This window comes from candidate division WOR-3 bacterium, assembly GCA_029858255.1.
In the GTDB taxonomy this organism is placed as follows: Bacteria; Hydrothermota; Tepidihabitantia; order SM23-42; family SM23-42; genus SM23-42.
In genome coordinates this window covers 1-7477 of sequence record JAOUFJ010000054.1, presented here as the reverse complement: position 1 = coordinate 7477, position 7477 = coordinate 1, and the positions used below count along the sequence as shown (strand labels likewise).

The 7477-nt window shown below is 45.4% G+C and carries 3 protein-coding genes; all 3 read right to left on the bottom strand.

The window, feature by feature from the left end:
• Window positions 1-62: 62 nt before the first annotated feature.
• Window positions 63-1058: a hypothetical protein gene (locus OEV79_11985; protein MDH4212155.1), complete on the bottom strand. Its 996-nt coding sequence runs from the start codon at window positions 1056-1058 to the stop codon at window positions 63-65.
• 254 nt (window positions 1059-1312) lie between these two features.
• Window positions 1313-2857, bottom strand: a complete 1545-nt coding sequence (locus tag OEV79_11980) for a sigma 54-interacting transcriptional regulator (protein MDH4212154.1) — start codon at window positions 2855-2857, stop codon at window positions 1313-1315.
• Entirely contained in the window at window positions 2854-6768 is a 3915-nt protein-coding gene (locus tag OEV79_11975) for a protein kinase (protein MDH4212153.1), read from the bottom strand. The genes OEV79_11980 and OEV79_11975 overlap by 4 nt, the downstream gene beginning before the upstream one ends.
• Window positions 6769-7477: the final 709 nt, after the last annotated feature.

The window sequence follows — 7477 nt, the reverse complement described above, 5'->3', positions numbered from 1 at the left end:
CCGCCACCTTTGTCTTCCCCAATCACGGGGCAGGAAGGCAAGGGGAAAGTAGACTTTTCCATTCATCCACCAAAGCTGTAGACTTGCAGACCTTTGCTGGCTGCCGCGACGAAGATTTGCGAGCCTGTTGTGATTGCCTGTAATGCCTTATCCGGTGTCTGATGAGAAGCAACTTCTCTTGGCGCCGCAGGATCGGATACATCGACTATGCGTAGGCCAGCATCATAAGCGGCGACAAATGCATGGGAACCCGAGACCTGTATATTCCAAGCATAACCAGGTATTTCTAAATGACCGATTTCACGTGGTTTCTTAACATCAGATACATCAATCACACGAACACCGCACCAGTCGTCGGCTATGTATGCCTTGTTGCCGCTGACATAAATGCCATATGCTACACCAGGCGTAGGATGGAAAGCTACTTCCATGGGCTTCGTAGGATTTGAAATATCGACTATCCTCAGTCCGATGTCTGCGACGTACGCGTATGCGCCTTCGACATAGACGCAACACGCAGTCGTCATGTCGGCATGGCCGATCTCCTTGGGACGTGCAGGGTATGAGACATCGATTATACGCAGACCACCGTCCCCATCGGCGACATAGGCTTTTGTACCCACTACATATACTGCACACGCATAACCAGGAGTATCACAACGGCCTAGCTCGGAAGGTTCATTCGGATTATTTATGTCCCAGATCTTCAGCCCCGAAATCCCATCACAGATGAATAAACGCTTCTTTTCGGGTTGATAAAAGAGTCCGCACGTGTTGCATTGAGAGTGTTTGAATTCACTGATCTTCTTAGGGTTGGCTGCGTCCGAAACGTCGAGTATGCAAACACAACCACATGAACCGAGAAACACGATATTTCTCCCGGAATCATATGTCAGAGTCCAGACCGGCTTGGCAGACCATTCACCAACAGGACCCAGATTTTTAATATCAAAATTATCTTGGTTGATATCAATTGGGTTGTAATGATTTTGTCCTTGGATGAGGCTAAAGACAAAGATACCAGTGTATGCAATTATGAATGCCAAGCATTTACACATAATACGCCCCCTCTGAGCCAATACGCGGCTCGAGATTGTGACACCAAGAATCAATACATTATATTCTGTGTATTGCAAAAGGTGTGCCTGTATTCTTAGACAAAAAGCGTTGATATATGGGGATTTTTTAAGTAAGGTTCTTGCTTACATCGAGGTCAAGTGTTCAAATATGACTGATTTGTGCAGCTTGAGGGTATTATTGAAATATGCAGCACAAATGGTGTTCAAATATGACTAAATATGGTCTAATGTGGCTATTTTTTTGTTGAGTTAAATTTCCTCAATCTACCCATCAACGTTGACCGTGGGATGCCCATGAGCCGGGCGGCCGTTGTCTTGTTTCCATGTGCCCTGGCGAGAACATAGTCGATGTATTTTCTTTCAAAATCTTCCAGTGTCAGTGGTTGTCCATTTCTGTTCTCAAGCAGATCCACAGGTGCTGCATTAGGAACCTCACCGCGTATTTTCTCCGACAGATCGATGGAATGTATAGTATCACCATCTTCGGCAAAAATAACCGCATGTTCGATCTCGTTCTCCAGTTCCCGGACATTATTCTCTGTCCAGTCATAACCCATCAGTGCATCAAGCGCGCTCTTATGGAATTTCTTGAAATGCTTACCCTTTTCCTTTGAATATTTGTCGAGAAAATACTCTGCCAATATCGGGATGTCGGCGCTGCGTTCTCTCAAGGGCGGGACATTGATGGCCACGACATTGATCCGGTAATAGAAATCCTGGCGGAAGCGGCCATCCTGGATCGCCTTGCGGAGATCTTCATTGGTCGCGCAGATCATTCTTATATCGACTTTGGTCGTTTGCGTTCCTCCTACTCTTCGGAATTCCCTATCCTGTAAGAAGCGCAGTAATTTGACCTGCATTGCATGGCTCGTATGATGGATTTCATCCAGAAATACCGTTCCGCCGTCGGCTGCCTGCAGCAGTCCTTTTTTGTCTATCGCTCCTGTGAAGGCACCTTTAACACTGCCAAAGAGTTCGGCTTCGAGCAGATTTTCAGGTAACGCGCCACAGTTGATGGCGATGAATGGTTTAGCCTTTCGTTTGCTGTTGTAATGAATCGCTTTAGCGATCAATTCTTTGCCACTTCCGGATTCGCCGGTTATGAGGACAGTGCAATTATCGTTGACTATTTTTTGTACATCCCTGAACAAGCGTTGCATTGCTTCGCTCTGGCCGATTATACCGGCAAACTCATATTTTTTTTCTACTTCAGTGCGCAGTCGTATATTCTCGTGTAACAATTGTTCAACTTGGTGCACATTGCTTATGGCGCTTGCCGCAAGATTGGCAAATGTTTGAATAAAAGCTACGTCCTCTGAGGTGAAGGTTTTCACGTAAATTCTCTGATCAACATACATTGTTCCAAGTGGTATATCCAAACCAGGCACGATCAGTGGGGCGCATATACAGGATAGTATTTTCAATCCCTTGACGCTTTCAGCGTCTTTGAATCTTGAGTCACCACGCAAGTCCTTACTGAAGAGGATTCGTTTGTCTTTAAGCACCGCTCTTACTATGCTGGTGCTGAACGAGACGTCCTTTCCCTTTAGGGACTCGGACGCTACAGTTTCGTAATTCTGGCCTTGTTCGTCGGTGAGGATTATCATGCCGCGCTGTGCGCCAATGCTCGTAATTGCCGTGTGGAGTAATTCGTCCAGGAGCTGCTTTACGTCGCTTATTTTGCTGATCCTCTGACTGATCTGGAAGAGCATTTTGAGACGTTCAGGTGACAGGTCAAAACCTGATGTTTCCGATTTTTCCGATACAAAGTCTTTCATTTTTTTCTTCCTCTTTTTGACTTGTCCTTGGTATTGCGAAAATCTTTCTGAAATTCTTTTACCTCTTTGCGCTTAAGATATATTTCTTTCAATTCATTACCAAGGTTATCAACGATGACATCGAGAACTTCTTTTGCTGTGTTCAACTCGCCTTTTGCCTGGTTCCGTTTTTTCTGCCTCAGATACACCTTAGCAAGCATATGACGCGCCTGCCAGAGAATTTCTTTTGTGCCACATTTTTCGGCGTATTCTATGGCTTGTTTCGCATTAATTTCGGCTTGTGGAATGTCATTTTCCATCATGCTCACGCGACACAGCGCGAGTGCAGCCTCAGCGATATCGGGTTTTCTTTCTTCCTTAGCAGAGAGATTCAATAGCTCTGCTCCGTATTCTTTTGCTTTAGGGTAATCTTTTCTTGCGGACTCCAAGTCAACAGCAACAAGAAGACATTCAACAAGTAGGAATGCCTCGAGGGTTTTTTTTCTTATAAGAGAAAGTGCTGTTTGCAGGTGTACGTCAGCCTTTGAGACGTGACCTTGTGATGTTGCTAAACGTGCTTCCACCAAGTGTATCCATGCCGTTGCTCTCGTTGACTTGATTACTTCAGAGATGCGTTTTAATCCGTCAATATCTTCGCGTACTCTGTCTGGGCAATTCATGAGGCACCAGAAACGGGACATATAGCCGTAGTAGTATCCTTGCGCCCAAATGTTACCCACATTTGTTTGCACTTGATGCGCTTTTCGGAGTTGCTTAAGTGCGAGGCCAAAATCTCCCCGTTTGTAGTGTACATTGCCGATGTTATTCAGTGTATTGCATTGGAAATATTTCTCACCAACTCGGTCTTGAAATCTGAGTGCTTTGCTGAAATAATCCATGGCGGTGTCGTAATCACCCCATGCAACGTAGACTTCGCCAATACTGTCTAGAGTATGATCTTCATCTTTGTTCCACACTTCTTTGACTATTTTCATTGCTTCTTGGAAATAACCCAATGCTCGTCGACATTCGCCAATGGTACAACAAATCTTGCCTGCACCACTAAGGATCCGGCTTTCGAAGCTTTTGTGGCCAATCTGCCTGGCGATTTTCAGGGCCTCTTCTGTACATTCAAGTCCACGTCGTGCCTCGCCGGTACTGTAATAATAAGTGCCGGCGCGCATTGTTGCATACATTTCAGTTTGTCTGTCACCGACCGCGCGTGATAACTCCAACGATTTTTCCATATATTCTTTCATTTTGTCGAAGCGGCCGACATTCCAGTAGAGATATCCTATATTGTGATAAGTTAGTGCCAGCCGACTCTTGTCTTCAATCTGTTTCTGGAGCTCTAACGTTTGTTCATATTTGTCGATGGCTTCTCTGAATTTCCCAGTTTCATGATATATATCGCCAATCGCACAGATGATTGAAGATTCCCGGGTTCTGTCTTCTATCTCCTTAGCTATATTCAATGCCTGCTCATAGCGCTGCATTGCAGTTTCGTGGTCGGCCATAAGGGCGTGTATTGAACCTTCGCGCAGAAGGGTCGTAGAGAGATCTGACTGATTGCGAGACGTTTCCGCAAGTATCTTCATCCTCGTGTAATCTCGGAGGGCAGGTTCCAAATTACCGACCACCTGTAAAACCGCTGCTCTGCCATTGAGTAATGAGAATTCGGTATTGTTCAACTCGGGATCTGAAGGCTTGCTTCCACTAATGATATTCAAACCCATATTATAGTAATTTAGTGCTTCTTCATTTGCGTAGAGTCTTTGTGCATATCGACCGGCCCTCAGCAGATAAGTGAGCGCTTTTCTATCTTGCCTCGCTGCCGTCAGATGCCGGGCGATCTTGCCTGCATACTCATCTTTTTTTCCATAGTTCTTGATCAAATAGTCAGAGATCATTTTGTGGTATTCCGTCTTCAACTCAGGTGTTAATGCGTTATAGGCCGTCTCCTGTATCTTACCATGGTCGAATTGATACTCATGTTCTAGTGCGTGGATCAAATGGTGCTCTGATTCAAGATGTTGCAGGCGACGCAGGATTCTTAACCGCGGTTCGCATAAAACATTACTGATAGTATCTGACTGGAACGTATAGCCTTCAACAGCGGCAACATCGAGGACCGCCCGGGTTTCCGATGTCAATTTCGCCAATCGGTGTGTGATGACATCGGTTACTCGATCGGGAATCGCAATTTTGGTTAGCTCACCGGTTAAATACCAACCACTTTCGTCTTTGTTTACAATATGTTCATCCTGCAGATATTTTAATACCTCGAGAACAAACAACGGATTGCCTTCGGTCTCCTGATGTATCGAATCATAGAAATTATCGGGAAACATGAAATCGGCAAATACCGAATTGACAACCTCATGAGTGCCATGTTTGTTAAGCCGGGCTAATCGTAATTCCTGGGACAAATTCTCTTTGCCCAACAGCTCTAACGTTGCTTCTAATGGGTGGCGTTTACCCTCAGCCATTGCCAATTCTTCAGGCCGGTAAGTGGCAATAATAATCAAGCGTTCGTTACGTGCAGTCATGGCTAGATAGGTAAGCAGATTCAAAGTCGGTGCATCAGCCCAGTGCAGGTCATCAAGATGCAGGACAACGGGTCTATCTCGCGCCATAGTTTTGACTAATTCCGAAACCGTATCCCAGAGCTGTTCCTTGTTGATCAGGGTTATCGGTTGATCGGGTTGCAGGAGTATCAAGGAATGGATAATTTCTTTTCGTGCAGATAGATGGCTGATCTTTTCATCGATAAACGCGTCCACTGAATCCCGATCTTTTATTCCCTTGAGCTTAAAGTAATCACGAAGTACCTCGATGATCGGTTGATATGGATAACCGCGTTCTCCGAACAGGCAACGGCCGAGCAGGTAGCGTGCTTGTTTTTGTTTGGCTTTGCGTCCCAATTCCCAGACCAAACGGGATTTGCCAATGCCGGCCTCTCCACTGACCAGGATCACAGAACTATCACCTTTAAACATTTTATCCAATGCGGCTTCAAGCTCGGCCATTTCATTCTCCCGCCCGACGAGGTGCGAATATACACCCCTGGGTGATTCTTCAAAGACTTCTTCGGTAGCCAAAAGCTGGATCGACTGGCCCTGTAACACGTAGTGCATCTTGGAAAGGTCGTTATGCAACTCAGCCGCCGTGCGATAACGGACCTGAGTTTTCTTCTTCAAGGCCTTGAAGATCACTTGCTCCAGCTCCACTGGTACTGATTTACCTAACTCATTGATACGTAAAGGGTCCGAATACAAGATCGCATGGATTATCGCACCGGGGTGCTCGCCAGTAAAGGGCAGTTGTCCGGTGAGCATCTGATAAAGCACAACACCCAGAGAAAAGATATCACTCGATTCATCGACCTTGATGCCGATCGCCTGCTCCGGTGACATGTAATACAGCGTGCCGATGATCTCGTGCTGGTCCGTGATCGATGATGTCTCTAAAATCCTAGCCAGACCAAAGTCCATGATCTTGATGCCGCTGTCAGTGATCATGATATTCCGGGGTTTGATATCACGGTGCACGATCTTCTTGGCATGGGCAGCAGCCAGGGCGTCCGCGATTTTAAGGCTGATTCCGATACTCTGCTCGAGATCAAAGCTTTTAGTTTTGAGCAGATCTTCCAATGTTTGTCCTCTGACCAATTCCATTGCCATGTAGGGTCTGCCTTCAGCTTCGCCGACATCAAATACTCTCACGATACCCGGATGGTCTAATTCCATACCGACCTTGGCTTCGCGGAGGAATCGCTTGCGGATGACATCTTCAACGGCCAGATGGGGGAGGAGTAATTTCAAAGCTACGCTTTGCTGGTTTTGTGTATCAACCGCCTCAAACACCTCAGCCATGCCGCCATGACCGAGCGGTTTTTTTATACTATAATTCGCTATCACATTACCAAGCATGTCATCTACTCCTCCAGAATACAGTTATTTTATTACAGCAGAATATTATTTACACAAAATAATTAGGCTAAATTTGTCAAGGTTTTGTGAGTATTATATGCTGGTAATCCGCTGACAAAGGAAGCGTGGAAACAGTATGTATGATGATATGGAATGACCCGCATCGCAATGATGCGACGGTATATATGTATCTTCTCTCCCATCACGTCCCCCCAGTTTCTACTTTATGTATACTCTTAAGATTCTGGGATAAATATAATGGTTATATACGAATTGTCAATAGTCATATTTGAACATCCCGGGGGGACGGTGTTTTGTTAGAGATTACGTAAACGGGGACAGGCACCTTTTAGAGTAGAGGTGCCTGTCCCCATTGCTTTATCTAATGAGCAGTATTTTCTGCGTTTCAGGGCAATTGTCGGTTTTCATCCTGCAGATGTAGAAGCCATTAGGAAGATTCTCACTTTCCCAGGATACAGAGTAGGAACCTGTAATGCAAGTGACCCCTTGACAAAATGGAAATTTTTATTATAATATAATTGAATATTCAAAATATAGTGAATATTAATTTTCTATTGAATAATTGATTAGTGAAGGAGGAAGGATGAGAGATACGGTGATGCTTAAAGATCTTGAACAGATTAAGGTCTTTGCCCATCCGTTGCGGGCGAGGCTCGTTGAGGTATTCGCCGACAAGCCCAGGACGGCA

Coding starts and splice junctions, on each gene's coding strand:
- OEV79_11985 (MDH4212155.1), bottom strand. CDS start 1,058: ATGTGTAAATGCTTGGCATTCATAATTGCATACACTGGTATCTTTGTC.
- OEV79_11980 (MDH4212154.1), bottom strand. CDS start 2,857: ATGAAAGACTTTGTATCGGAAAAATCGGAAACATCAGGTTTTGACCTG.
- OEV79_11975 (MDH4212153.1), bottom strand. CDS start 6,768: ATGCTTGGTAATGTGATAGCGAATTATAGTATAAAAAAACCGCTCGGT.